The following is a 25,593-nucleotide window of genomic DNA, read 5'->3' as shown; positions in this document are numbered from 1 at the left end:
GCGGCACTCAGGCGTGGTGGAGCGCCATCTCGTGCAGGAATCGCATCAGCGTGAGCAGCACCTCGCGGCTCGACGCCCTGCGGCGTACGTCGCACTCGACGATGGGGACGTGGGGGTCCAGGTCGAGGGCCTTGCGCAGCTCCTCCGTGGGGTAGCGCGGCCCGTCGGGGAACGTGTTGTTGGCGATCACGAACGGCACTCCGCGCTCCTCGAGCCGCCCGATCACATCGAAGCTGACTTCGAGGCGGCGGGTGTCGACGAGGACGACGGCGCCGAGCGCGCCCTCGAACAGGCCGTTCCACAGGAACCAGAACCGCTCCTGCCCCGGCGTGCCGAAGAGGTACAGGACGAGTTCCTCGGTGATGCCGATCCGGCCGAAGTCCATGGCCACGGTCGTGGCGGTCTTGGTCTCCGAACCGTAGTTGTCGTCGACGCCGATGCCCGCCTGCGTCATCGTCTCTTCGGTGGTGAGCGGCCGGATCTCGCTGACGGAGCCGACCATGGTGGTCTTGCCGACGCCGAACCCGCCCACGATGACGATCTTGACGGCGGACGTGACGGTGTCGGGCAGTCGTTCCTCGGCCCGGGGCCCCGGAATGTGCACGCTCATCGCGGTGTCGCTCCCGGCCGTACTGTCAGAGCTTCTGTAGTCCATGCATCACCGCTTCGAGAAGGGAACGGTCCGCGACCGCGCCTCGGATCACCGGCGCGCGCGCCTGCACCAGCTCGGCCGCGAGGAGTTCGCCGAGCAGCACGGTGACCACGCTGAACGGCAGTTGGAGGTAGGCCGAGATCTCAGCCGTCGACAGGGGCGTCTTGCACAGGCGGATGACGGCGGCCTGCTCGGGCGGCGAGGCCGGCGGCGGATCGCCGCGCGCCACGATCAGGGACACCAGGTCGAGCGGCGCGCGGTCGCTTCCGTCGGTGCCGCCCGTGATGACGTAGAGACGCTCGGGGTCGGGCTTTCCGTCGCTCTGCTGCGCCCGCCGCTCCCGCTTCGGCGGCGGTTCCCTGAACGGGGGTTCGGGAGGACGGTGCGTCATACGGTCTGGCCGTTGCGCCGTGGCGGGCTCGTCAGATGCGCGCCGATCCGGATGACGAGATCGCGCATCTGGTGGCTGACGAGGCCCGCGTCGACGAACTGGTCGGCGAGCACGGCGAGATACGCGCCCTTACCCGCGGCCATCAGATAGAAGAAGCCGCCGTCGACCTCGATGATGACCATGTTCATCTTGCCGCTGCTCTCCGGGATCTCCGTGGCGACGGCGGAGGCCAGGGACTGAAGTCCCGCGCAGGCGGCGGCGATCCGGTCGGCGGCGTCGGGGTCACCTCCGTAGCGGGCGATGCGCAGCCCGTCCGAGGAGAGCACGACCACCTGCTTCACATTGGGCACGCACTCGGCGAGCTCCTTGAGCATCCAGTCGAAATTGGCCCTTTGCTGGATCACTGGTGGTCTCCCTCGTCGACCTGCTGGTTGTACGCGTCGTCATGCGGCTTGGCCGAACCCTCCGGGTCCTGCGCGGTCTGCCCCACCGCGTCGGCCGCCTCGGCCTGGCCCCCCTCGGGCTTCAGTCCGTTCATGAACGCCTCGACCCACAGGCCGGGTTCGGGCTGTTCGGCCCCGTCGTGCCGGTCCGGCTGCCCGGTCGGGGCGGCGGCCGGTGCCGGGCTCCCGTACGCCGCCGGGGCGGGCTCCGCCGCGGGCGGCGGCGTCGAGAGGTCCGGGTTGCGCGGCGTCACGATGATCTGGTCCTCGATGACCTTCGTGTCGTACTTCCTGCGCCGCTGCGGCAGGCCGTTGGCCCGCCATTCCGTGACCACGGGAACGTCGTCCTCCATCGCGGCGACGAGCGGAGCGGAAGGGCGCGGGCCCGTGACGGGACGCGGTCCCGTGGTGGGGCGCCGCGTCTTCTTCAGCCGCGGCTCCTCCTTGACCGGCAGGCCCTTGTGGTCGACGCGCGGCACGGCGGAGGCGCCGATGCCGTGGGCGAGGCCCGGGGCGTGCTGGGTGCTCATCATGGCGCGCGGCACGACGAGCACCGCGCGCACGCCGCCGTACGCGGACTGGCGCAGCGAGATCTGCATGTCGTACATCGCGCAGAGCCGGCCCACGATCGCGAGACCGAGCCGCGGGTTCTCGCCGAGGTCGTTGAGGTCGTAGCCGGCCTTGGCCTTGTCCAGCATCGCCTCGGTCTTGCGGCGCTGGTCCTCGCTGAGGCTGACGCCGCCGTCCTCGATCTCGATGGCGACGCCGGTCTGCACCTCGACCGCGGTGACGTGCACGCGGGTCGTCGGCGGCGAGTAGCGGGTCGCGTTGTCGAGGAGCTCGGCGCAGGCGTGGATGACGGGCTCGACCGAGACGCCCCTGATGGCCACATCGCAGATGGCGTGCAGGTCGATGCGCGGGTACTCGAGGATGCGCGACATGGCGCCGCGCAGCACGCTGTAGAGCTTGACGGGCTTGGGCCACTGCCGCCCGGGGCGGGCGCCGCCGAGGACGGTGACGGAGTCGGCGAGGCGGCCGATCAGGGCCGTGCCGTGGTCGACGCGCAGCAGGTCGTCGAAGACCTCGGGGTTGCGGCCGTGGTCCTCCTCCATCTCGCGGAGTTCCTCGGCCTGCTTGTGCACGATGGCCTGGACGCGGCGGGCGACGGAGACGAAGGCGCGCTGCGCGGCGTCCCGCATCGTGATCTCTCGGTCGATCTCCTTGAGGGCCACGCTCATCAAGTCCCGCTCGCCGGGCGTGACATCACGGAAGGCGGGCTCGGTGTCGCAGGTGTTGCGGACGGCGTCGTGCGGCCTGTCGCCGGCGTGCATCCGGTACAGCGCGTGCGGGAAGACCTCCTTGGCCACCCGCATCGTGCGGTGCTCCTGAGCGGCTATATGGGCTTCCAACTCGGCTACGTGCCGGGTGTATTGGGCGCGCTGTGCCCGGTTCACGCGGCCGCGGCGGACGGCCTCGGCGGAGACGGCGAGCACGAGGAGCATGCCGAGCACGCCGCACAGGGCGACGGCCAACCGGGCGGGCTCCGCGACCAGGGCGGCGGCTGCTCCGGTGGCGGCCGCCATGACCATGGCGGGCAGCAACAGCACGCGCAGATAGGGGACTTCTCGGCCACCGGGAGGCGATTGAACACTCACCATGTATGCCCTCTGAACGGTCGGGTCTGGGAACGTCGGAGATTCGGGATGGTTCGTCACGCTTCAATTGCGCCGCATCAGGGAGCTTCGGCGCAGAAGGGAACAAGCGGCCGAATCCATCTCAACTCGGTGCGCTGTGAGCGAGCTTAGTCCGACCGGATCATCGCCGGGTCATATTCAGCAAGGCCCTGAAATCGGCCCCACGACAGGAATACACTCGCTCCATTTACACGCTCGGTCGCGATTCGCACACGTGGAGCAATGACGTCCGCGCACGCGAACGCACAGTTCCCCGCGCCCCCCTTGAGGGACGCGGGGAACTGTGTGAAACCCCGTCAGGTCTTGGCCGTCGCGCTAGCCGACGGACGAGTAGGCCACGACTCCCCTGCGCACGGCGTCCACGGCCTTTCGCGCGTTGCGCCCGACCGTGGAGCCCTCCGTCGGTGCGGCCGCCGCGATCTGCCCCAGCACGTCGATGACCTGCTTGCACCAGCGCACGAAGTCGCCGGCCGGCATCTCGGCCTCCCGCAGCACCTCGTCGAGGCCCTTGCCGGACGCCCACTGGTACGCGATCCAGGCGAAGCCAAGGTCGGGCTCGCGCTGGCCGACGCCCTCCGCCTGGTTGATCCGGAACTCCTCCTCCAGGGCGTCGAGCCGCCCCCAGATCCGCACCATCTCGCCGAGCGCCGCCTTGGCCCTGCCCGCGGGCAGCTTGGGCGCGAGCGCGTCGTCCGCGACCCGCGCCTCGAACACCAACGCCGAGACGCACGCCGCGAGTTCGGCCGGGTTCAGGTCCTCCCAGACGCCGTCCCGCAGGCACTCACTGGCGAGCAGGTCCAGCTCGCCGTAGAGACGGGCCAGCCGCTTGCCGTGCTCGGTCACCTCGTCGCCGCGCAGATAGTCCATTTCGGTGAGGAGCTTGACGATACGGTCGAAGGTCCGCGCGATCGTGTTCGTGCGCCCCTCGATCCGCCGCTCCAGCTGCCCGGTGTCCCGCTTGAGGCGGTAGTAGCGCTCGGCCCACCGCGCGTGGTCCTCGCGGTCGGAGCAGCCGTGGCACGGATGCGCCCGCAGCTCGGTCCGCAGGCGCGAGATCTCCCGGTCGTCCGCGGCCTGCGCGCGCCCCTTCTTCTTGTGCCTGTCCGGCACGATGTGGCCGGCCTTGGTGCGCAGCGCGGAGGCGAGGTCGCGCCGGGACTGCGGCGAACGCGGGTTGAACGACTTCGGGATGCGCATCCGCTCCAGCGCCTCCACGGGCACCGGGAAGTCGATCGAGGCCAGCCGCTTGACCTGCCGCTCGGCGGTCAGCACCAGCGGTCTCGGCCCGTCGTGGTGCTCGAAACCGCGATGCCCGTTGGACCGGCCCGCCGGCAGGCCCGGGTCGAGCACGAGCGCGAGGCCCGCGAACTTCCCCGTCGGCACGTGGATGACGTCACCGGGCTTCAGCTTCTCCAGGGCGGCCGCCGCCTGCGCGCGACGCTGCGCGGCGCCCTGCTTGGCCAACTCGGTCTCGCGGTCCTTGAGTTCGCGCCGCAGCCGGGCGTACTCCTCGAAGTCGCCGAGGTGGCAGGTCATGGACTCCTTGTAGCCCTCGAGCCCCTCCTCGTTCCTCTGCACCTGCCGCGAGATGCCCACGACCGAGCGGTCCGCCTGGAACTGGGCGAAGGAGGTCTCGAGCAGCTCCCTCGACCGGTGGCGGCCGAACTGCTCCACCAGGTTCACCGCCATGTTGTACGACGGCCGGAAGCTCGACTTGAGCGGGTACGTGCGCGTGCCCGCGAGGCCCGCCAGGTACTCGGGGCTGAAGCCGCGCTGCCACAGCACCACGGCGTGCCCCTCGACATCGATGCCACGCCGCCCGGCGCGCCCCGTGAGCTGCGTGTACTCGCCGGGCGTGATGTCCGCGTGCTGCTCGCCGTTCCACTTGACGAGCTTCTCCAACACGACCGACCTGGCAGGCATGTTGATGCCGAGCGCGAGCGTCTCCGTCGCGAACACGGCCTTCACCAGGCCGCGCACGAACAGCTCCTCGACGACCTCCTTGAAGGTCGGCAGCATGCCCGCGTGGTGCGCGGCGATACCGCGCTCGAGGCCTTCGAGCCACTCGAAGTAGCCGAGGACGTGCAGATCCTCATCCGGAATGGCCGCCGTGCGCTCCTCGACTATCGAACGGACCTCGGCCCGCGCGTCCTCGTCGTTGAGCCTGAGGCCCGCGTACAGGCACTGCTGGACTGCGGCCTCGCAGGCGGCCCGGCTGAAGATGAACGTGATGGCGGGCAGCAGCCCCTCGTTGTCGAGGCGCTCGATGACCTCGGGGCGGCCCGGCGTCCAGATCCGGGAGCGCTGCCTGCGCTCCCGCTCCCTGTCGGCCTCGCGCATGTGGCGGCCGCGTCTGCGGTCCTGGTACGAGGGGCGGCTGGCCTCCATGCGCGCCATCCGCGTCAGGTCCGGGTTGACGGCCTTCTTGCTGCCCTCGCCCTCCTCGAAGAGGTCGTACATCCGGCGCCCGGCGAGCACGTGCTGGAACAGCGGCACGGGCCGGTGCTCGGAGACGATCACCTCGGTGTCGCCGCGCACGGTGTCGAGCCAGTCGCCGAACTCCTCCGCGTTCGACACCGTCGCCGACAGGGAGACGAGGGTCACGGACTCCTGGAGGTGAATGATCACCTCTTCCCAGACGGCGCCACGGAAGCGGTCGGAGAGGTAGTGCACCTCGTCCATGACCACGTAGCCGAGACCGAGGAGCGACTGCGAGCCCGCGTACAGCATGTTGCGCAGCACTTCGGTGGTCATCACGACCACCGGCGCGTCACTGTTCACACTGTTGTCGCCCGTGAGCAGGCCGACCTTGTCCGCGCCGTAGCGCTTCGAGAGGTCCTGGTACTTCTGGTTCGACAGCGCCTTGATGGGGGTCGTGTAGAAACACTTCTTGCCCTGCTGAAGGGCGAGGTGGACGGCGAACTCGCCGACGATCGTCTTGCCGGAGCCGGTGGGCGCCGCGACCAGGACGCCCTTGCCCGCCTCCAGCGCCTGGCACGCCTCGATCTGGAAGGGGTCGAGGCCGAAGTCGTACATCTCGCGGAAGTCCGCGAGCGCGGTGGCCTGCTCGGCGGCCCGCTGACGGGCTGCCGCATACCGCTCGGCCGGTGAGAGGTCCTCTGTCATCGTGCTTTCCAGCCTACCGACGACCACTGACATCGGACGATCATTATCCGGTAAGGCCTCCGGTCAGGCCCCGGTGAGGATCCGCACCGCCCCCGGCACGCACTGCGCGACCAGCGGCAACGCGCCGACCGGCTCCCCGTCCGCGTAGCCCGTGGTGCCCGCGGCGGCCAGCTCGACACGCGCGGCCCGGTACACACTGACCGCCGGGTGGTCGAGGTGGGTCCCCTTGTAGACCCGCGGGAACACCTTCAGCAGGGTCGTGCGGGAGCAGTCCCCGACCACGGTGACGTCGAACAGCCCGTCGCTCATGTCGGCCTCCGCGCAGATCCGCATGCCGCCTCCGTACGAGGTCCCGTTGCCGACGGCGATCAAGGTCGCCGCGACTTCCCGTACGGAGCCGTCGTCGAGGGTCAGCTTGAACGGCACGGCCTTGAAGGTGGCCAGTTCCAGCGCGATCGCCAGGTCGTACTTGAAGCGGCCGAGCGGGAGCCGCATCCGGTTGCCGCGGTCGTTGACGCGGGAGTCGAAGCCGGAGGCGAGCACGGTACCGAACCAGTGGTCACCGATCCGGCCGAGGTCGATCTCGCGGGTCCCCGAGCCCTTCAGAGCGTCGGCGACGAGTCTCCCGGCCGTGGCCGGGTCCCGTATCGGAAGGCCGAGCGCACGGGCGAAGTCGTTGCCGGTGCCGACGGCGACGATCCCGAGCGGTGTGCCGGTCCCCGCGACGGCCTGCAGCGCGAGGTTCACGAGGCCGTCCCCGCCGACGGCCACCAGCGCCCCGGTCCCCTCCGCCACCGCTTCACGCGCGCGTGCGAGGGCGTCGTCGGCGTCCTCGCCGACGACGGTGCGCACCTGGAAACCGGCTGCCCGCAAAGCGGAAGCGGCCGGCTGCGCAGCATGTGCGCCCCGGCCGCGTCCCGCGGTGGGATTGACGAAGAGGGTGATCTCACGGCTCACGGGCGGACACTAACAAGTGCCCCGCCCCGAACTGGAGTTACCTCAGGTCACATCGTCGTAACCGTTGACCCGCTCCGGTCGCGACGCCCCGTCGGATGTCGCCTGCTCCGGGAGCGCCCGGCTCGCCGGGACGGACTCGATCTCGCCGATGTCCTCGGGCGTCAGGTCGAGCTCGGAGGCCTCGTCGTCAGCGGGCCCCGCGGCCTCGCTCAGCCGCCTGCGCCGGTCGTTGAGGAGCGAGAAGCACACTGCTCCGAAGTAGAGGACCCAGATGGGACCGGCGAGCGCCAGCATGGTCAGCGGGTCCGTGCTCGGCGTCGCGACGGCGGCGAACACCGTGATGCCCATGATCATCGCGCGCCACCAGCCGAGCATCCGCCTGCCGGTGATCGCCCCGATCAGGTTGAGGAAGATGAGCAGCAGCGGCAGCTCGAAGGCGAGGCCGAAGACGAGCACCATGCGCAGCACGAGGTCGAGCAGGTCGTCGAGCGGCAGCAGGTTCTGGGCGTTGCCCGGAGTGAACTCGATGAGGACCTTCGCCGTCGTCGGCAGCACCGAGTAGGCGAAGTAGGCGCCGGCGATGAAGAGGGGGGCACCCGTGCCCACGAACGCGTACGCGTACTTCTTCTCGTGCCGGTGCAGTCCGGGCGCCACGAAGCCCCAGAGCTGGAACAGCCAGACCGGGGAGGCGGCCACGACACCAGCCATCAGCGACACCTTCAGCGCCAGCGTGAAGGGGGTGAGCAGACCGTTGAGCGTGATCTGGGCGCAGGGCTTGTCCGACGTCGACCTGGCCAGCTCGGAGAACGACTGCTCACAGCCGACCGAGTCGAGGATCGGCCTGGTGATCAGGTTGATGATGTCGTTGTAGAAGAACGCGGCTACGACGGTGATCGCGACGATGGCCAGGAGCGCCTTCGCGAGCCGGTTGCGGAGCTCACGCAGGTGCTCCGCGAGCGGCATCCGCCCCTCGGGATCCTTCTCCTCTTTGCGGGCAGACTTGAGCAACCCACGTCCTCATCTCGTGCGGCAGGCCGCCATGGCAGGGGCGGCCTTCGATCAGCTCTTGGTCGTCTGGTTCGTCTGCTCGTTCACGGGACGCGAGCTGTCCACGTCACCGGGGGCCGCCTTGATGGTGCGCTGCGCCGGAGGCGTGGAGGCGTCCTGCGGCGGGTCCGAGGGCGCGGCCGACTTGTCGCCGCCCTCGCTCTTCATGGCCTTGGCCTCGCTCTTGAGGATGCGGGCCGACTTGCCCAGCGAACGTGCCATGTCGGGAAGCTTCTTCGCGCCGAACAGCAGAATGACCACTACGAGGATCAGGATGATCTCGGGTGCACCGAGCCTTCCGAACATATCCGTTTACCTTCTCACTGAGGCGGCAGGGGCGGGGCTGCCGGTACCGATCGGACCTCGGACTGTTGTCCGACCACCGTGCTGGCAGCGATCGTATCCCGTGGGGGTAAACACGAGGCAATGCCCGTGCGTCCTCCCAATTGCGGACCGCGCCTCACTACCGGACCGCCAAAGGGAGCGTACCCGCCGACCCCGACAACGGGACAGGCCGCGGCGGTAAAGCGCTTTCCGCGCTCGCTTTCCACGCTCCCGCCAAGTGCACCGACGGAGCGTCAGACCATGTCGCCGCCGGCCTTCGCGACACCCACGGCGGCCCGCTCCAGATCCTCCGCCGCGTTGTTGATCCGCTGCGTGGTGTCGGCCACTTGACGACTGAGGCGCTGCGCCTCGACGAAGACCCGCACCGCGAGGACCGCCAGCACGGCGAGCCCCACGAAACCCACAGCAACCGCCAGCATCGCCCAGAACATGCGCCGAGCCTAGACGGTCTGGTGGAGGCGCAGCGTGCGCACCCCGCCACCGGTGAGGAGTTCGATGATGCGCTCACCGGCGGGCTTGCGCACCGAGGTCTCGCACTCGGGGCAGGTGAACGAGTAGAACGTGGTGCGGCTGCTGGCCCCGATCGCCAACCGGATCGCCGAGGCGGCCAGTTCGAAGCGGGCGCGGCAGTCGGGGCAGGCGGCCCGGAAGACGATGGGCGCCACTGTGGTCGCCGTGGCGGGCATTTCGGCAATGTCAGTGAAACCGGCCACACCAGTCATGTCACACACCTCACACCATTTGTCCGTTGTGCACCGTACGTCGTGATACGTCGCCGGGGATCCGGGGGCGCGTCCAACTCCCTCACGCCGCCCCGTCGTACGCCAGCAGCGCCTCGCGCGCCGCGGCCCGCGCACTGGTCGCCAGCTCGGCGGGCGCCACGATGTGCCCGTCCCTGCCGAGCCGCAGCGCGAGCCTGCGCAGCGAGGACGGGTCCGGCGTGCGCAGCGTGATCCGCAGCCCACCGTCCGGCAACTCCTCGGCGCTGTCGTGCGGGTAGTACTCGGCGACCCAGCGCCCGCCGGGCCCGACCTCGACAACCACCTCGGGGTCCTCGGCCGCGGGCTGCACAAGCCCCTCGGACAGGTCCCGCAGTTCGACCTCCGGCGGCGCCGACGGCTCGTCCAGGACCTTGATCTCGGCGACCCGGTCGAGCCGGAACGTCCGCCGCGCCTCCGACCGACGACACCACGCCTCTACGTAGGTGTGGCCCACGCTCACGAGCCGGATCGGGTCGATCTCCCGCTCGGTGACCTCGTCACGCGCGGGCGAGTAGTAGCGGATCCACAGCCGGCGCCGCTCCGAGATCGCCCGGTCGACGTCCGCGAAGACGCCGCCCTCCGACTCGAAGGTGACGCTCAGACGCGCGCTCGCACCGGCCACCTCACCGGCCGCGGTCTCCAGCTTCGCGGTCGCCCGCAGCAGCGCGAGCCGGTCGCTCTCCCGCAGCCCCGGCAGCGTCGCCACCGCGCGGGCGGCCACGAGCAGCGCGGTCGCCTCGTCCGCGGCGATCCGCAGCGGCTCCGCGACATCGTCCGGGTTGTGCCACCAGATGCGGTCGCCGTCGGTGTCGATGTCGAGCAGATCGCCGCCGCGGAAGCTCGTCCCGCACAGCGGCAGCACGTCCAGGTCGGAGATCAGCTCGTCCTCGGTGATGCCGAAGGCCCGCGCGACGTCCTCCACGCGCGCGCCGGGGCGCTCACGCAGATACGTCACCAGGGACAACATCCGCCGGGTCTGGTCAATGGCGTTGGAAGCCATGCTTGTACGTACTCCCCCTCAGCCCTTGGCCACGGCGCGCAGCCGGTCCACGACATCGGCCCGCAGCTCGGCGGGCTCCAGCACCACCACGTCCGGACCGAACTCCACCAGCCAGGCGTCGAGCCCGTGCCCGTACGGGATCTCCACCTCGTCCCAGCCGTCGCCGAGCTCACGCACGGAGGCGGCCTTCGAGCGCAGCGGGAAACCGGCACCCGCCCGGAGCTTGATCAGCGCGGAGCGGTCGGCGGTCTCCCCCGCCCAGCTCGCGACGGTCTCCCGCACGGTCACCACATCCGGCACCGGCACCTTGAACTGTCCCGCCCGCGAGCGCACCTTGCCGGTGATCCGGGACAGCCGGAAGACCCGCTCGGCCTGCCGGTCGCGGTCCCAGCCCGCGAGGTACCAGTGGCCGCGCCAGCACTCCAGGGCCCACGGCTCCACGTGCCGCTGCCCGGGCCGCGCGGCCGTGGCCTTGCGGTAGTCGAAGACCACGGGGCGCCGGTCGCGGCAGGCCAGCATCAGCGGCTCGAAGGACGCCTCGTGCGCCGGGATCCGCGGTTCGAGCGCGCCATGGCTCTCGTACGGGTCCACGTCCTCGGGCATCCCGGCCGCGCGCAGCTTCTGCAGGGCGCCGCTCGCGGCACCGGCGAGGCGGGCCTGCTGCCAGACCTTCGCGGCGAGGCCGAGGGCGGCGGCCTCCTCGGCGTCGAGCGTGACGGGCGGCAGGCGGTTGCTGTCGCGGCCGGCCAGATAGCCGACCTCGCCGTCCAGGTTCTCCACGGTCTCGATGACCAGGCCGAGTTCGCGCAGATCGTCCTTGTCGCGCTCGAACATCCGGTTGAAGGAATCATCGCTGCCCGCTTCGAGGTAGGCCTCGATGGAGCCGCGCAGCTCACGCTTGCTGAGCGGACGCCGCGTCCCGAGCAGACACAGCGCCAGATTCATCAGCCGCTCGGCCTTGGCAATCGCCATCGACGCCCTTTCCTGAAGGTGACTCCCGACGGACGACCGTACCGCTCGGGCGTGTCCTGGCAAAAGCCGAAGGCCCATGCCAGGCGGCATGGGCCTTCGGTTGACCGCTTGCGGTCGGAGTGCGACCGGCTCAGACGCCCATCAGGTCACACACGAAGATCAGCGTCTCGCCGGGGGCGATGCGGCCGCCACCGGCGCCACGGTCCCCGTACGCGAGGTGCGCCGGGATGGTCAGCCGACGACGACCGCCGACCTTCATGCCCTGCACGCCCTTGTCCCAGCCCGCGATGACCTGACCGGCACCCAGCTGGAACTCCAGCGGGTTGCCCCGGTTCCAGGAGGCGTCGAACTCCTCGCCGGTGGAGAAGGACACGCCCACGTAGTGGACCTTCACGAAGTCGCCGGCCTTGGCCTCGGCGCCGTCGCCCTCCCAGAGGTCCTCGATCTGGAGGTCCGTCGGCGCGTCACCGATCGGGAAGTCGACCTCGGGCTTGTCGATGTTCACGTGAAGTGCTCCTGCTTGTTGACTGCTCTGCAACCGGGACAGTCTGCCATCTTCACCGGCGCGCTGCGCGACGGCTCAGTGGGCGGCTCAGTGCGCGGCGAGGATGTCGACCGTGAAGACCAGCGTCGAGTTGGCCGGCAGCGTCTTGCCCTGCGCCTTCTTGCCGTACGCCTGGTCCGGCGGGATCACCAGCAGGACGCGGTCACCGACGTGCTTGCCGACGAGGCCCTTGTCCCAGCCCTTGATGACCTGCCCGGCGCCGATCGGCGTCGTGAACGGCTGGCCGCTCTTCCAGGACGAGTCGAACAGCTCGGCCTTCTTCTTGCCCTCGTTGACCTTCCAGGCGGCACCGCTGTACTGCATGGTGACCGTCTGGCCCTTCTTGACCTCGGCGCCCTTGCCCTGGATCAGGACCTTGTCGACCAGGTCCTTCGGCGGGTCGCTCTTCGGGATCGAGATCGTCGCCGGCTCTTCCTTGTCGGCCTGGATCTGCGGCAGGTTCGACGGGATCGAGGCCTGCTTGCCCGCGGCCTTCTTCGGGATGACCTTGCCGACGTCCAGGGCGAAGACGAGCGTGTCCGAGCCCTTGATGCCCACCTGCTGGTTGCCCTGGCTGCCGAAGCCCGCGGCCGGCGGCGCCACGACGAGGACCCGGCTGCCCTCCTTCTGCCCGAGCACGGCCTGCGAGAACGCCGGAAGCTGACCCTCCGCGCCCGCGGTCACCATCTGGTCGCCACCGCCCTGCGAGCCGTACGTGGAACCGAGGTCCTTGCCGCCCTTCCAGACCTTGCCGGTGAAGTTCATCGACACCAGGTCGTTCTTCTTCACCGTCGCGCCGTCGCCCTCGGACACGTTGTGCACGACGAACTTGTCGCTCGGGTCACCCTTGGGCAGCGAGATCTTGGCCTGCTTGCCGTACGCGCCCGAGACCTTCGGCATCGGGTTCGCGCTGTCGACCGCCTTCGGCACCGCGGCCGCCTGCGGCGAGGAGGACGAGTCCGCCTTGTCCGCCGAATCCTTGCTGTCGTCGCTTCCGCAGGCCGTCGCGGTCAGCGCCAGTGCCGGCACGATCAGTAGAGCTGCAAGTCGGCGTCGCACAGTGGTCCTCAAGTCGCTCGAATATGGTCCGGCCACTCTAGGCCTTCGCCCCGACATTCCAAGGGACGGCCAGGGGCCTCGTACGAATGATTCGTACGAGGCCCCTGGCCGGATTGCTCAGCGTGTGCGCATACCTACCGGCGATCACATACCGGCGATCAACTTCTCCACCCGGTCGTCCACACTGCGGAACGGGTCCTTGCACAGCACCGTGCGCTGCGCCTGATCGTTCAACTTCAGATGCACCCAGTCGACCGTGAAGTCACGGCGCTGCTCCTGGGCACGGCGAATGAAGTCACCGCGCAACCTCGCGCGCGTGGTCTGCGGCGGCACCGACTTGCCCTCGAAGATCTTCAGATCGTTGCAGATCCGCTTGGCCTGGCCCTTCTTCTCCAGGAGGTAGTAGAGACCGCGCTGCCGGTGGATGTCGTGATACGCGAGGTCTATCTGCGCGACCCTCGGGTGCGACATCGTCATGTTGTGCTTCGCGCGATAACGCTCGATGAGCTTGTACTTCATGACCCAGTCGATCTCGGTGCCCACCCGGTCCAGGTCCTCGGACTCGATGGCGTCGAGCGTGCGACCCCACAGCTCCAGAACCTGCTCCACGGTGCCGCTGCGGATGCCCCTGCGCTCGCAGAAGTCCACGGCCTTCTCGTAGTACTCGCGCTGCACCTCGAGAGCCGAGGCCTCACGGCCGCTGGCGAGCCGCACCTTGCGGCGACCCGTGATGTCGTGACTCACCTCGCGGATCGCCCGGATCGGGTTCTCCAGGGTGAGGTCGCGCATCACCGTGCCCGCCTCGATCATGCGCAGCACGAGGTCGGTGGCGCCGACCTTCAACAGCATCGTCGTCTCCGACATGTTCGAGTCGCCGACGATGACGTGCAGCCGGCGATAACGCTCGGCGTCCGCGTGCGGTTCGTCCCTGGTGTTGATGATCGGCCGGGAACGCGTCGTCGCGGAGCTGACGCCCTCCCAGATGTGCTCGGCACGCTGGCTCACGCAGTACACGGCACCGCGCGGAGTCTGCAGCACCTTGCCCGCGCCGCACAGCAACTGCCTGGTGACCAGGAAGGGGATGAGAATGTCCGCGAGCCGCGAGAACTCCCCGTGCCGCGCCACCAAGTAGTTCTCATGGCAGCCGTAGGAGTTACCCGCCGAGTCGGTGTTGTTCTTGAACAGGTATACGTCGCCTGCGATTCCCTCCTCGTGCAGGCGGCGTTCGGCGTCGACGAGCAGGCCTTCCAGAATGCGCTCGCCCGCCTTGTCGTGCGTGACCAACTCGGTCACGTTGTCGCATTCGGGAGTTGCGTATTCCGGATGCGACCCGACATCGAGGTAAAGGCGGGCGCCGTTCCGCAGAAAGACATTGCTGCTGCGGCCCCATGACACGACACGGCGGAAGAGGTACCGCGCCACCTCGTCAGGAGACAGGCGGCGCTGTCCCCTGAACGTACACGTGACGCCGTACTCGTTCTCCAGCCCGAAAATGCGGCGGTCCATGACTGAACATTACGCCCGATCCCCCGAGCTGAAACGGGGTTCGACGGCACGGTTTGGATCATTTTCCGACGAGCGCGCGACACGCCCGGACGTGCGCGGCTCCCCCAGGACCCGAGCCGTTGAAAGCAGGACGACCAGTGCGAGCGTGCCAGTGACGGCCGGAACGGCGAACCCCCACCGCGTACCGGCCCACTCGACGACCGGGCCCGCCACGGCCGTTCCCACGCTGGAGCCGACCATGAACGTCGTCACGAGCCACGAGAACGCCTCCGTCACCGTGCCGGTCGGCGCATGCCGGTCCACGACGATGAACGCGCACGCGATGCACGGCGCCAGGAACACCCCCGCCACCGCCGTCAGGGCCACCATCGCGACCGGCCCCGGCATCAGCACCAACGGCACGTAGAACAACGCCAGCAGAGCCACCAGCCACCGAAGTCGCCGCTCCGGAGCGCCACTCCACTGACGCGCCCCGTAGACGCTGCCGCCCACCAGCGCACCCAACCCGATCGCCGCCATCAACCAGCCGTACACGGCGTCGCCGCCCCGACCCTCCGCGTACGACATCGCCGCCACGGTGATCGAACCGAGCGCCGTCCCGATGAACAGGAAGGCGACGAGCAGCACCAGCAGCCCCGACGAACGCAACGCCCCCAGCCAGTGCGCCTCGCGCGGAGCCGAACGCCACGCGCGCGAAGGCTTCGACAGCACCACGGAGAGCGCACCGAGCACACCGATCACATTGAGCACCACGAGCGCGGCCTGCGCCGACCACAGCGACACGCACAACGTCACCAGCAACGGCCCGACGGTGAACATGACTTCCTGCGCGATCGCGTCCATCGCGTACGCCGTGTGCACCTGCTCCTCGCGCGCCAACACACTGGGCCACAGCGCCCGCAGGCCACCCTCCAGCGGCGGCGTGAGCAGTCCGGCCAGAGCCATCGCCGCGTACGCCAACGGCAGCGAGTCCATCCCCACGAACGCGAAGACCGTCATGGCGAGACCCGACAGAACCGCCGCCGGCAACTGCACCCTCGGCTGGCCCCGCAGATCGACGAGGCGCCCGAGGAGCGGCTGCCCGATCGCGTTCGCCACCCCGTACACCGCCGCGAGCGCGCCCGCCAGGCTGTACGTGCCGCCCTCGGCCCGGATGAACAGCACGACGGCGATCGGGGCCGTCGCATTCGGCAGCCTGCCCACCAGGGTCCCCGTGAGCAGCCGCATCGCGTGCCGCGCCCTGAGGATCTCCGCATACCCCGCGGCCATCGCCCGCCCCCACCCTGAAGTTTTACGTATAACGTCCCGGCGTTATACGTACCACGTGCCCGGCGGACAGAGCCACCCGCTAACGTCGAGCACCCTGGACGACACCTACGGAGGCACCAGTGACCAGCGGCCAGGACGGCACCACGACCGCCCGCCCCACCAGCAGGGACGTCGCCCGCGCGGCCGGCGTCTCCCAGGCCGCCGTCTCGCTCGTCATGGGCGGCAAATGGCGCGGCCGAGTCTCCGAGACCACCGCCGAACGCGTACGCACCGCCGCGGAGCGACTCGACTACCGGCCCAACCTCGCGGCCCGCAACCTCCGCACCGGCCGCACCCGCACCGCCCTCCTCGTCGTCCCCGCACTCACCAACGAGTTCTTCGCCGGGGTCTACACAGGAGCCGCCCGCGTCGCCGTACAACACGACTTCGGCGTCGTCCTCTACCCCTCACCCGACGGCATCGGCCCCGCCCGCGACCCCTTCCCCTCCGCCCGCGCCGCGCTCGACGGCATCCTCGCCTCCTCCATGGCCGCCGACGCCCTCACCGCCCTGCGCGGCGACGACACCCCACCCATCCCCCTCGTCATGCTCGACAGCGATCCCACGGGCAGCCCCGGCGCCACCACCGTCAACCTCGACCTCGCCGACGGCATCCGGCAGATCACCGACCACCTCATCGCCCACGGCCACCGCAACTTCCTGCACCTCGCCTCCGCCGTCCAGTCCTGGACCTTCGACGTCCGCGCCCGCGAACTCGCCGCCCGCACCGCACAGTTGCCGGACACCACCGTGCGCACCGTCCGCTCCGCCCTCACCGTCGAAGACGCCGTCACCGCCACCGAAACGGCCCTGCGCACCTCCGGCCTCGTCGAACCCACCGCCATCGTCTGCGACGACGACAAACTCGCCGCCGGCGCCTACAAAGCCGCCCGCCGCCTCGGCCTGCGCGTCCCCGACGACCTCTCCATCACCGGCTTCGACGACCTCACCCTCGCCACCGCCATCGAACCCGAACTCACCACCGTGCGCCTGCCCGCCGAGGAAGTCGGCGCACACGGCATGCGCGCACTCCTCGCCGTCCTCGACCACCGGGAAGCCGACACCACCCCGCTCCCCGTCGAACTCATCGTGCGCGGCTCCACAGGACCGGCCGCACCCCGCCCCTGACACACATGTGCCCCGACCGGTTCGACAACCGGCCGGGGCACACGACGCGCTACGCGCTCCTACTTGTCCTCAGAAGGCCCCTCGTCATCGGACACCGCATCCGACTCGGCCTCCGTCGTCGCGGCAGCCCCCTCGGCCGTGAGCAGCCGCTCCAACTGCCGCCCCACGATCCGCTTGAACTTCCGCTGCTGCGGCCGCGTACGGTCCAGGACCGCCACCTCAAGACGCTCCGCGGGAATCTCCCGCTCGCCCCCATTGGTGTCCCGCGACAACGCCGTCACCGCCAGCTTCAACGCCTCCGACAGCGTCATACCGTCACGGTGCTGCTGATCCAGATAATTGCTGATCTGCTCCGCGCTGCCACCGACCGCCACCGAGCCGTGCTCATCGACGATCGACCCGTCATGCGGAAGCCGGTAGATCTGGTCACCCTCAGCCGACTGACCGACCTCGGCGACCACCAACTCCACCTCGTACGGCTTCTCCCCCGCGCTGGAGAAGATCGTGCCCAACGTCTGCGCGTACACATTCGCCAGACCACGAGCCGTCACATCATCACGGTCGTACGTGTAACCCCGCAGATCCGCGTAGCGCACGCCACCGATCCGAAGGTTCTCGTACTCGTTGTACTTACCGGCGGCCGCGAAGCCGATCCGGTCATAGATCTCGCTGAACTTGTGCAGAGCACGGGACGGGTTCTCGCCGACGAACACGATGCCATCGGCGTACTGCAGCACGACAAGGCTGCGACCGCGAGCGATGCCCTTGCGCGCGTACTCCGCGCGGTCGGCCATCGCCTGCTGGGGTGAGACATAGAACGGCGTCGACACCGGCTATCCGTCCCTTTCTGTCAGTGGCTCGATGAGTAGGCAACCAAGAGAGCGTCGGCCGGCTAGAGCAGAGCGGCCCGCGGACCGTCCGGCCGCTCCATACGCCGCTCCAGGATCGACCGGGCGATACCCGAGGACTCGTCGTCCGACAGCCGCCGGAAACCCTCGTCCGAGATCACCGTGACGATCGGGAAGATCCGCCGCGCCATGTCGGGACCACCCGTCGCCGAGTCGTCGTCCGCCGCGTCGTACAGAGCCTGCACGACCAGCGTCGTCGCCTCCTCCTCCGACAGGTCGTCGCGGTAGAGCTTCTTCATCGCCCCACGCGCGAACACCGAACCGGAACCGGTCGCCGCGAAACCATGCTCCTCACTGCGGCCACCCGTGACGTCGTACGAGAAGATCCGACCCCTCTCACGATCCACGTCGTAACCCGCGAACAGCGGCACCACAGCCAGCCCCTGCATGGCCATGCCGAGGTTGGACCGGATCATGGTGGAAAGACGGTTCGCCTTGCCCTCCAGAGACAGCTGCGCACCCTCGACCTTCTCGAAGTGCTCCAGCTCCAACTGGAAGAGCTTCACCATCTCGACGGCCAGACCGGCCGTGCCGGCGATACCGACGGCCGAGTACTCGTCCGCCGGGAAGACCTTCTCGATGTCGCGCTGCGCGATCACATTCCCCATCGTGGCCCGCCGGTCACCGGCGAGCACGACGCCGCCAGGGAACGTGGTGGCCACGATGGTCGTGCCGTGCGGGGCCTCGATGACGCCCTGCGTCGGCGGCAACTGCCGGTTGCCCGGCAGGATTTCGGGCTGGTGCTCCGACAGGAAGTCCATGAACGACGACGATCCAGGCGTCAGGAAGGCAGCCGGTAGACGCCCGGTGCTACGAGGGTTGGCTTCCACGCGTTTCCTTCCAAGTAGGCGGTGGCCCGACGTGTGGTGTCGGGATCGTCTCCCAACTTGCCGATGGCCGAATTGCAGTTGAAGCACAGTACGCCTCGGACCCTACCCGTCTCGTGGCAGTGATCCACATGTACTGCCGGGGCATTCAGGCAGATCACGCAGATCCCCATCTGCGAGGCGATCATCTCGTCGCGCTGCGCTTCGGTGAGGTTGTAGTTGCGCTTGAGGTGGTCCTGCCGACCCTGGATCGCCCGGCACGCCTTGCATTTGGTCGACAACCCATCAGACGCGCTCGCGTTGCGGTGCCAGTCAGCGTGCGGCTTGATCTCACCGCACGTGCGACACAGCTTGTGCCCGTCCGGAACGTCCACCTTGACGCGAACGGACTTGCCGCGGGCTTCCTGGCGGCGCCGATAATGCGCAGCGCTGTACTCCGCGACGCATTCCCGGCACCACACCTGAAGGCCGTCCTGACGGTTCTTGTCGGCCGCGAACGAGACCAGTGGCAGCATCCGAGTGCACTTTGTGCACCGCTTGCCAGTCGCGCCCGACATGTCCGTTACTGTCCACCTTTCTGCACAAATGACCGAACGAAGTCCTCGGCGTTCTCCTCGAGTACGTCGTCGATCTCGTCCAGAACCGAGTCGACGTCATCGCTCAGCTTCTCCTGGCGCTCCTTGAGGTCCTCGGTCGACTGCTCGTCGACCTGCTGCTCCTCGACCTCCTCGGTGGAGCGCGTCGCCTTCTGCTGTCCGCCGCCGGTGTCCTTGGTTGCCATGTCCAGCTCACCCCGCTCGGTTCGACATCCACGCCGTGGACGACGTGGTTCGCCTCAGGTCGTTCGTGATCAGAACCCTACGCGTCGGCTCTGACATCGGCCCCGCACTTTCCTCAACGTGCGGGGCCCACCTCTGTGATTCCCCTGCCACCGACTTTTCAGCCCCGGATCGGTGATTGATCATCGGCGGATCGGGCGCCGGTCACTGCCCGGACAGCACCCGGACCAGGTCCTCGGCCGTGCGGCACCTGTCAAGGAGCTCCTTCACGTGGTTACGCGTTCCGCGAAGGGGTTCCAGGGTCGGGACGCGCTGGAGCGAGTCCCGGCCCGGGAGGTCGAAGATGACCGAGTCCCAGGAGGCCGCCGCGACGTCGTCCGCGTACTGCTCGAGGCAGCGCCCACGGAAGTACGCCCGGGTGTCCTCGGGCGGCTTCGTACGGGCGTTCTCGACCGCCGGCTCGTCCAGGAGGCGCTTCATCTTGCCGCGCGCCGCCAGACGGTTGTAGAGGCCCTTCTCGGCGCGTACGTCGGCGTACTGGAGGTCGAGCAGGTGCAGCTTGGCGGCGTCCCATTCGAGGTTGTCGCGGCGCCGGTAGCCCTGCATGAGTTCGAGCTTGGTGACCCAGTCGAGCTCGCCGGACAGGCTCATGGGGTCGGACTCCAGGCGCCCGAGGACGTCCTCCCAGCGGGCCAGGACGTCCTTGGTCTGGTCGTCCGCGTCGGCGCCGAAGCGCTCCTCCACGTACTTCCTGGCGAGTTCGAAGTACTCCATCTGGAGCTGGACCGCGGTGAGTGTGCGGCCGCTACGGAGCGTGATCAGGTGCTGGAGGGACGAGTCGTGGGAGACCTGGTGGAGGGTGCGGACCGGCTGGTCCACGGCCAGGTCGACCGCGATGAAACCGTCTTCGATCATGGACAGAACGAGTGACGTCGTGCCGAGCTTGAGGTAGGTGGAGATCTCCGAGAGGTTGGCGTCGCCGATGATCACGTGCAGGCGGCGGTATTTCTCGGCGTCCGAATGCGGCTCGTCGCGCGTGTTGATGATCGGGCGCTTGAGGGTGGTCTCGAGGCCCACCTCGACCTCGAAGTAGTCGGCGCGCTGGCTGAGCTGGAACCCGTGCTCGTGCCCGTCCTGGCCGATGCCGACGCGGCCGGCCCCGGTCACGACCTGGCGCGAGACGAAGAACGGGGTCAGGTGGCGCACGATGTCCGAGAAGGGGGTCTCCCGCTTCATCAGGTAGTTCTCGTGCGTCCCGTAGGAGGCGCCCTTGTTGTCGGTGTTGTTCTTGTAGAGGTGGATGGGCTGGGCGCCGGGGAGCTGGGCCGCCCGGTCGGCGGCCTCGGCCATGATGCGCTCGCCGGCCTTGTCCCAGAGCACGGCGTCCCAGGGGTTGGTGACCTCGGGTGAGCTGTATTCGGGGTGAGCGTGGTCGACATAGAGGCGCGCGCCGTTGGTAAGGATGACGTTGGCCAGGCCGATGTCCTCGTCGGTGAGCTGGCTGGAGTCGGCGGCCTCGCGGGCGAGGTCGAAGCCTCGGGCGTCGCGCAGCGGGTTCTCTTCCTCGAAGTCCCAGCGGGCCCTGCGGGCCCGGTGCATCGCCGCCGCGTAGGCGTTGACGATCTGGGACGAGGTGAGCATGGCATTGGCGTTGGGGTGGCCGGGGACGGAGATCCCGTATTCCGTCTCGATGCCCATTACTCGCCGTACGGTCATGCGGCCCTCCTTGCCCGGCAGCGCCCTCGGTCGGGGGCGCCGCTCAAGTACCGCTGGTTCTCCGGTGCGTGTGCGGTGCCCGTCCCCGCACTGCGCGACTCGGCGGCATAGCAGAGCCTAGAACGCCTTTGCGCTGGTGGGGAGATCATTTGCGTCATTGGATTCGCTCCGCTTTCGAGCGGGTGGTCGCGTGGTCGGTTCCTGTCGTGTGCCGCGAAGTGCTGCCGCAAAACAGTCGGCTGCGGGTACCCGCTCGGGGCACCCGCAGCCGCCCTGTCTTTTACAGGTACTGACCGGTGTTCGCCACCGTGTCGATGGAGCGTCCGGTGTCCGCGCCCTGCTTTCCGGTGACGAGCGTGCGGATGTAGACGATCCGCTCGCCCTTCTTGCCGGAGATTCGGGCCCAGTCGTCCGGGTTGGTGGTGTTGGGCAGGTCCTCGTTCTCCTTGAACTCGTCGATGCAAGCCTGCAGGAGGTGGGAGACCCTGAGTCCCTTCTGGTTCTGCTCGAGGAAGGCCTTGATGGCCATCTTCTTGGCGCGGCCGACGATGTTTTCGATCATTGCGCCGGAGTTGAAGTCCTTGAAGTAGAGGACTTCCTTGTCGCCGTTTGCGTACGTCACTTCGAGGAAGCGGTTTTCCTCGGTTTCGGCGTACATCTGCTCCACGGCCGTCTGGATCATGGCGTGGACGGTGGCTGCCCGGTCGCTGCTGTGCTCGTCGAGGTCGTCGAGGTGCAGCGGGAGGCGTTGGGTGAGGTACTTGCCGAAGATGTCCTTGGCCGCTTCGGCGTCCGGGCGCTCGATCTTGATCTTCACGTCGAGTCGTCCGGGCCGCAGGATGGCCGGGTCGATCATGTCCTCACGGTTCGAGGCGCCGATCACGACCACGTTCTGCAGGCCCTCGACGCCGTCGATCTCGGCGAGCAGCTGCGGGACGATGGTGTTCTCCACGTCCGAGCTGACGCCGGAGCCACGGGTGCGGAAGAGGGACTCCATCTCGTCGAAGAAGACGATGACGGGTGTGCCCTCGCTGGCCTTCTCACGAGCGCGCTGGAAGACGAGGCGGATCTGCCGCTCGGTCTCGCCGACGTACTTGTTGAGGAGTTCGGGGCCCTTGATGTTGAGGAAGTAGCTCTTGCCCTGGGCCACTCCGGTCACTTCCGCGACCTTCTTGGCGAGGGAGTTGGCCACTGCCTTGGCGATCAGGGTCTTACCGCATCCGGGAGGCCCGTACAGCAGGACGCCCTTGGGCGGCCGCAGTTCGTGCTCCCTGTAGAGGTCCGGGTAGAGGTAGGGGAGCTCGACCGCGTCGCGGATCAGTTCGATCTGGTTGCCCAGGCCGCCGATCTGCTCGTAGCCGATGTCCGGGACCTCTTCGAGGACGAGTTCCTCTACTTCGCTCTTCGGTACGACTTCGTAGACATAGCCGGATCGGGGTTCGAGCAGTAGGGCGTCGCCGGGGCGGATGGTGACGTCCAGCAACGGCTCGGCGAGCCGTACCACCCGTTCCTCGTCGGTGTGCCCGACCACGAGGGCTCGATCGCCGTCCTCGAGGATTTCCTTGAGGGTGACGATGTCGCCGACGCTCTCGAACTCCATGGCCTCGACCACGTTGAGCGCTTCGTTGAGCATGAGTTCCTGGCCGCGTCGGAGCTCTTCGAGTTCGACGCTTGGACTCACGTTCACGCGGAGTTTGCGGCCGCCGGTGAAGATGTCGGCGGTGCCGTCCTCGTTTGCCGAGAGGAAGACTCCGAAGCCTGCCGGTGGTTGTGCGAGCCGGTCGACTTCTTCCTTGAGGGCCACGATTTGGTCGCGTGCCTCACGGAGTGTGCCTGCGAGCCGCTCGTTCTGGGCGGACACGCCGGCGAGGTTGGTCTGCAGTTCGACGATCCGCTCTTCGAGAATCCTCGTGTGCCGCGGAGAGTCGGCGAGCTTGCGCCGCAGGACGGCGATTTCCTGCTCGAGATAGGCAACCTGCCCGGCAGGGTCCTCGGACCCTCGTCCCGGGCGGATGCCGCGGTTGATGTCGTCGTCGTGGGCTGCCACGGTCCTCACCTCCTCCAAGGGGAGCTGGACGCTTCCAGACCCTACCTGGGCGGGTGTCGATTGAAACCCCTAGATCAAAAAGACGATGGGGTGTGTCCGATCTTCACCCTTGCGCTCTCCCTCACGCCAGGGGAATACCCACCCAACAACATCGGAAAGCGGCCGGTTGTAGGGTCGAAGCGTTCAACACCCGTCAGGCTTGGCCCGACTTGCTCCTCCGAAGGGGCTTTTCGGGGGCCGCGACGCAGGAAACGGCAGGAGACATGACCGTGCGGCAAGAGGCCGGATCCGGTACCGACAGCAGCGTTCCGCTGGAGGTGTGGATCGACCAGGATCTGTGCACCGGGGACGGGATCTGCGCGCAGTACGCTCCGGAGGTCTTCGAGCTGGACATCGACGGTCTCGCGTACGTGAAGAGCGTGGACGACGAGCTGTTGCAGGACGTGGGCGCGTCAACGCCCGTGCCGCTTCCGCTTTTCACGGATGTGGTGGCGTCGGCGAAGGAGTGTCCGGGCGACTGCATTCATGTGCGCCGGGTTTCGGACAGGGTCGAGGTCTACGGTCCTGACGCTGAGTAAAAATTTGATAGCTCTGCGTAAACATGCGGGCCCCGTCCGCCGGTGATCCGGCGGACGGGGCCCGTTGCGTGCGGTGTCAGGCGGCGCGGGCCTCGGGGGGCGTGGAGCGGACGAACGCCCCGTTCTGCCACTGCCACTTGGCCTTCTCGTGGACGTCCGGGCGGTATCGGGGCACGGAGTCCGAGGAGTAGCCGTCCAGGTCGGCGAGGACCGATCCGTCCTGTATGGCGAGCATGGTCGCCGAGTAGTTGTCCTTCGGCGTGACGAGCGTGGCGACGACGCGGGGCTTGGTGCCTGCGGGCTGTGTGACGACGTAGATGCCGCTGGGCGGGGTGCCGACGCCGGCGTCGCAGCGGACGACGGCGACCGTCTCGGGGCGTCCGTCGCCGTCGAGGTCCCCGGTGGCCTTCTTGACGACGGCGGTCTTGACGGGCCCGCAGTCGAGCGGGAAGTGCACGGCGGCGGGGTCGGGCGGGGCCACGGCCGCGGGCCTGCTCGCGGGTGACTTGTGGTCGGCCTGGGCCGCGGTGGCGGAGTCGGGCTTGAGGAAGCCGGAGACCGCGACGACCGCGGCGAGGGCGGCCGCGGTGGCCAGCCAGTGGATGGGGCGTGTGGTGGTGTGCGCCAGTTCCGGGACGGCGGATTGCTGCACGAGGAGCGTCTCCTGTGAGGGCTGTGCCGGTGGGGGTGGCCAGCATCGTGCCATACGTCACAGTGCGCGGGAACGGTGGGGTCCGTTCTTTCTCTCGGTGATATCTGGTCCTGTTGCTGCCGTTACGCCAACGAACAAGCGCCGCCGCCGAGTTCCCGTGGGTGCGGGGGAACTCGGCGGCGGCGCTTTCGCGTTGTGCGGTTGTACGTTTTCGGTGACTGGGCCCCGGTGGCTCAGCGGCCTCGGTTGCCGCCTGCGGCGTTGGGGCCGTCGTAGTCCTCGCCGTAGGCGCCCTTGGCGGGGCGGCGGCGGCGCATGGGCGGCTCGACGCCGTCCGCGAGGCGGCGGGCGGTGAGCAGGAAGCCGGTGTGGCCGATCATCCGGTGGTCGGGGCGGACGGCGAGGCCCTCCACGTGCCAGTTGCGGATCATCGACTCCCAGGAGGTCGGCTCGTTGAAGCAGCCGATCTCGCGGATGGACTCGACGGTGCGGGCGAGCTGCGTGGTGGTGGCCACGTAGCAGCACAGGATGCCGCCGGGGACGAGCGCCTTCTTGACGACGTCCAGGCACTCCCAGGGGGCGAGCATGTCGAGGATGACGCGGTCGACGTCACCGTCGGACAGGTTGTCCTGGAGGTCGCCGACGGTGAGCTGCCAGGCGGGGTGCGGGCCGCCGAAGTAGCGCTCCACATTGCCCTTGGCGATCTCTGCGAAGTCCTCGCGGCGCTCGTAGGAGTGCAGCATGCCCTGGTCGCCGATGGCGCGCAGCAGGAAGCTGCTGAGCGAGCCGGAGCCCACGCCCGCTTCCACGACGCGGGCGCCGGGGAAGATGTCGGCGAAGGCGAGGATCTGCCCCGCGTCCTTGGGGTAGACCACGGCGGCGCCGCGGGGCATGGACAGGACGTAGTCGGGGAGCAGGGGGCGCAGCGCGAGGTAGGCGACGTTTCCGGTGGTGCGGACAACGCTGCCCTCGGGTGCGCCGATCAGCTCGTCGTGCGGGAAGGAACCCTTGTGGGTGTGGAAGTTCTTTCCCTCTTCGAGCGTGAACGTGTAGTGGCGGCCCTTGGGGTCGGTCAGCTGTACCTGGTCCCCGACCGTGAAGGGCCCGCGCCTGCGGGCGGCACCGGTCGGTTCGGACATGCGAACAGCCTACCG

General features: G+C 68.7%; 26 protein-coding genes. 2 read left to right on the top strand and 24 right to left on the bottom strand.

The features are described from left to right. Positions 1-7: 7 nt before the first annotated feature. The 16 genes from ACOKM3_RS32655 to ACOKM3_RS32580 form a co-directional block, all read right to left on the bottom strand. Positions 8-655, bottom strand: a complete 648-nt coding sequence (locus ACOKM3_RS32655; protein ID WP_267071060.1) for a GTP-binding protein — start codon at positions 653-655, stop codon at positions 8-10. After that, the gene (locus ACOKM3_RS32650; protein ID WP_426904845.1) at positions 636-1,043 is read right to left on the bottom strand and encodes a DUF742 domain-containing protein; all 408 of its coding nucleotides are present in this window, start codon (positions 1,041-1,043) and stop codon (positions 636-638) included. The genes ACOKM3_RS32655 and ACOKM3_RS32650 overlap by 20 nt, the downstream gene beginning before the upstream one ends. After that, positions 1,040-1,447, bottom strand: a complete 408-nt coding sequence (locus ACOKM3_RS32645) for a roadblock/LC7 domain-containing protein (protein WP_266721521.1) — start codon at positions 1,445-1,447, stop codon at positions 1,040-1,042. Before ACOKM3_RS32645 ends, ACOKM3_RS32650 begins: the two co-directional genes overlap by 4 nt. After that, on the bottom strand, positions 1,444-3,144 hold the full coding sequence (locus ACOKM3_RS32640) for an ATP-binding protein (protein WP_426904844.1): 1,701 nt from the start codon (positions 3,142-3,144) through the stop codon (positions 1,444-1,446). Before ACOKM3_RS32640 ends, ACOKM3_RS32645 begins: the two co-directional genes overlap by 4 nt. A gap of 351 nt (positions 3,145-3,495) precedes the next feature. Continuing rightward, positions 3,496-6,306 (bottom strand): DEAD/DEAH box helicase, encoded by a 2,811-nt coding sequence (locus ACOKM3_RS32635; protein WP_426904843.1) that lies wholly within the window; start codon positions 6,304-6,306, stop codon positions 3,496-3,498. 63 nt (positions 6,307-6,369) lie between these two features. Beyond that, on the bottom strand, positions 6,370-7,263 hold the full coding sequence (locus ACOKM3_RS32630; RefSeq protein ID WP_426904842.1) for a diacylglycerol kinase: 894 nt from the start codon (positions 7,261-7,263) through the stop codon (positions 6,370-6,372). Positions 7,264-7,305: 42 nt separating this feature from the next. Then, positions 7,306-8,271 carry a twin-arginine translocase subunit TatC gene (gene tatC, locus ACOKM3_RS32625; RefSeq protein ID WP_426904841.1) on the bottom strand — a complete coding sequence of 322 codons (966 nt, stop codon included), beginning with the start codon at positions 8,269-8,271 and terminating at the stop codon, positions 7,306-7,308. A 51-nt stretch (positions 8,272-8,322) separates the two neighbouring features. Continuing rightward, on the bottom strand, positions 8,323-8,616 hold the full coding sequence (tatA, locus tag ACOKM3_RS32620) for a Sec-independent protein translocase subunit TatA (protein ID WP_327664193.1): 294 nt from the start codon (positions 8,614-8,616) through the stop codon (positions 8,323-8,325). A gap of 272 nt (positions 8,617-8,888) precedes the next feature. Then, on the bottom strand, positions 8,889-9,086 hold the full coding sequence (locus ACOKM3_RS32615; protein ID WP_426904840.1) for a G protein-coupled receptor family protein: 198 nt from the start codon (positions 9,084-9,086) through the stop codon (positions 8,889-8,891). A gap of 9 nt (positions 9,087-9,095) precedes the next feature. After that, positions 9,096-9,341, bottom strand: coding sequence for a hypothetical protein (locus tag ACOKM3_RS32610; RefSeq protein ID WP_426904839.1), 246 nt, complete (start codon positions 9,339-9,341; stop codon positions 9,096-9,098). Positions 9,342-9,459: 118 nt separating this feature from the next. Beyond that, positions 9,460-10,416: a helix-turn-helix transcriptional regulator gene (locus tag ACOKM3_RS32605; protein WP_426904838.1), complete on the bottom strand. Its 957-nt coding sequence runs from the start codon at positions 10,414-10,416 to the stop codon at positions 9,460-9,462. Positions 10,417-10,434: 18 nt separating this feature from the next. Beyond that, positions 10,435-11,388, bottom strand: coding sequence for a helix-turn-helix transcriptional regulator (locus tag ACOKM3_RS32600; protein WP_426904837.1), 954 nt, complete (start codon positions 11,386-11,388; stop codon positions 10,435-10,437). Positions 11,389-11,518: 130 nt separating this feature from the next. Further along, a complete protein-coding gene (locus ACOKM3_RS32595; RefSeq protein WP_327664190.1) occupies positions 11,519-11,893 on the bottom strand; it encodes an FKBP-type peptidyl-prolyl cis-trans isomerase in 375 nt (124 codons plus the stop codon). Between the two features lie 87 nt (positions 11,894-11,980). Next, on the bottom strand, positions 11,981-12,991 hold the full coding sequence (locus ACOKM3_RS32590) for an FKBP-type peptidyl-prolyl cis-trans isomerase (protein ID WP_426904836.1): 1,011 nt from the start codon (positions 12,989-12,991) through the stop codon (positions 11,981-11,983). Between the two features lie 144 nt (positions 12,992-13,135). Further along, complete coding sequence (gene pafA, locus ACOKM3_RS32585; RefSeq protein ID WP_385759633.1) at positions 13,136-14,497, bottom strand: Pup--protein ligase; 1,362 nt, start codon at positions 14,495-14,497, stop codon at positions 13,136-13,138. A gap of 9 nt (positions 14,498-14,506) precedes the next feature. Beyond that, positions 14,507-15,766 carry an MFS transporter gene (locus ACOKM3_RS32580; RefSeq protein WP_426904835.1) on the bottom strand — a complete coding sequence of 420 codons (1,260 nt, stop codon included), beginning with the start codon at positions 15,764-15,766 and terminating at the stop codon, positions 14,507-14,509. Positions 15,767-15,885: 119 nt separating this feature from the next. Here ACOKM3_RS32580 and ACOKM3_RS32575 point away from each other — a divergent pair, with 119 nt between their 5' ends. Continuing rightward, entirely contained in the window at positions 15,886-16,932 is a 1,047-nt protein-coding gene (locus tag ACOKM3_RS32575) for a LacI family DNA-binding transcriptional regulator (protein ID WP_426904834.1), read from the top strand. Positions 16,933-16,991: 59 nt separating this feature from the next. On the opposite strand, the gene prcA is transcribed toward ACOKM3_RS32575, so the two are convergent. The 6 genes from prcA to arc all read right to left on the bottom strand — a co-directional run bounded on the left by prcA (position 16,992) and on the right by arc (position 23,209). Continuing rightward, the gene (gene prcA / locus ACOKM3_RS32570; protein WP_426904833.1) at positions 16,992-17,762 is read right to left on the bottom strand and encodes a proteasome subunit alpha; all 771 of its coding nucleotides are present in this window, start codon (positions 17,760-17,762) and stop codon (positions 16,992-16,994) included. Between the two features lie 62 nt (positions 17,763-17,824). Continuing rightward, a complete protein-coding gene (gene prcB, locus ACOKM3_RS32565; RefSeq protein ID WP_426904832.1) occupies positions 17,825-18,670 on the bottom strand; it encodes a proteasome subunit beta in 846 nt (281 codons plus the stop codon). Beyond that, a complete protein-coding gene (locus ACOKM3_RS32560) occupies positions 18,622-19,182 on the bottom strand; it encodes an endonuclease VII domain-containing protein (protein ID WP_426904831.1) in 561 nt (186 codons plus the stop codon). Before ACOKM3_RS32560 ends, prcB begins: the two co-directional genes overlap by 49 nt. A gap of 47 nt (positions 19,183-19,229) precedes the next feature. Continuing rightward, positions 19,230-19,448, bottom strand: a complete 219-nt coding sequence (locus ACOKM3_RS32555; protein ID WP_385759617.1) for a ubiquitin-like protein Pup — start codon at positions 19,446-19,448, stop codon at positions 19,230-19,232. A 202-nt stretch (positions 19,449-19,650) separates the two neighbouring features. After that, complete coding sequence (dop, locus tag ACOKM3_RS32550) at positions 19,651-21,162, bottom strand: depupylase/deamidase Dop (RefSeq protein ID WP_426904830.1); 1,512 nt, start codon at positions 21,160-21,162, stop codon at positions 19,651-19,653. Between the two features lie 280 nt (positions 21,163-21,442). Next, entirely contained in the window at positions 21,443-23,209 is a 1,767-nt protein-coding gene (gene arc / locus ACOKM3_RS32545) for a proteasome ATPase (protein WP_403848352.1), read from the bottom strand. Between the two features lie 263 nt (positions 23,210-23,472). Between arc and ACOKM3_RS32540 the strand changes: the two genes are divergently transcribed. Beyond that, the gene (locus ACOKM3_RS32540) at positions 23,473-23,787 is read left to right on the top strand and encodes a ferredoxin (RefSeq protein WP_426904829.1); all 315 of its coding nucleotides are present in this window, start codon (positions 23,473-23,475) and stop codon (positions 23,785-23,787) included. A 76-nt stretch (positions 23,788-23,863) separates the two neighbouring features. Here ACOKM3_RS32540 and ACOKM3_RS32535 read toward each other — a convergent pair whose 3' ends face one another. Further along, positions 23,864-24,439: a hypothetical protein gene (locus ACOKM3_RS32535; RefSeq protein ID WP_426904828.1), complete on the bottom strand. Its 576-nt coding sequence runs from the start codon at positions 24,437-24,439 to the stop codon at positions 23,864-23,866. A 233-nt stretch (positions 24,440-24,672) separates the two neighbouring features. Then, positions 24,673-25,578: a tRNA (adenine-N1)-methyltransferase gene (locus ACOKM3_RS32530; protein ID WP_266721490.1), complete on the bottom strand. Its 906-nt coding sequence runs from the start codon at positions 25,576-25,578 to the stop codon at positions 24,673-24,675. Positions 25,579-25,593: the final 15 nt, after the last annotated feature.

This window comes from Streptomyces nidicola (assembly GCF_050106155.1).
Lineage (GTDB): Bacteria > Actinomycetota > Actinomycetes > Streptomycetales > Streptomycetaceae > Streptomyces.
Note: the sequence above shows the minus strand (reverse complement) of the source record. Positions and strands in the feature narration are given on the sequence as shown.